We start from the raw sequence: 688 nt of genomic DNA on the forward strand, positions 1-688 counted from the left end.
ACGTCGGAACGTCGGGCGCGTTCAGCTTCAACCTTCCCGAGGGGATGTGCCCCGAATGCGAGGGGCTGGGGAAGGTCTCCACCATCGACATCGACCAGCTCGTCGACAAGGAGCTTTCGCTCGACGAAGGGGCGATCACCGTCCCGAACTTCGCGCCGGGCGGCTGGTACTGGAAGGGGCTGGCCGAGTCCGGTTTCGTCGATCCGGCGGTCAAGCTGAAGGACTACACCCCGCAGCAGTGGGAAGACTTCATGCACAAGCCCGCCACCAAGATCAAGCTCGCCGGGATCAACACCAACTACGAAGGCCTGCTGGTGAAGGTCCAGCGGCTGTTCCTGTCGAAGGACAAGGAGGCGACGCAGCCGCACATCCGGGCGTTCGTGGACCGGGCGATCACCTTCCGGCACTGCCCGTCGTGCGACGGTGCCCGGCTCAACCAGGCGGCGCTGTCCTCGAAGATCGACGGGCTGAACATCGCCGACTGCTCGGCCATGCAGATCAGCGACCTGGCCGACGTCGTCCGCAAACTCGACGACCCGTCGGTCGCCCCGCTGCTGGAGACCCTGCGCGGCACCCTCGACTCGCTCGTGGAGATCGGCCTCGGCTACCTGAGCCTCGACCGCGAATCCGGGACGCTTTCGGGCGGCGAGGCGCAGCGCGTGAAGATGGTGCGGCATCTGGGTTCCAG

At 66.3% G+C, this 688-nt stretch carries 1 pseudogene; it reads left to right on the forward strand.

The features are described 5' to 3' along the window. Positions 1-688: pseudogene (locus CFP71_RS42470) on the forward strand (excinuclease ABC subunit UvrA); the annotation flags it as partial.

The sequence above is a fragment of the Amycolatopsis thailandensis genome, from assembly GCF_002234405.1.
Classification (GTDB): Bacteria; Actinomycetota; Actinomycetes; order Mycobacteriales; family Pseudonocardiaceae; genus Amycolatopsis; species Amycolatopsis thailandensis.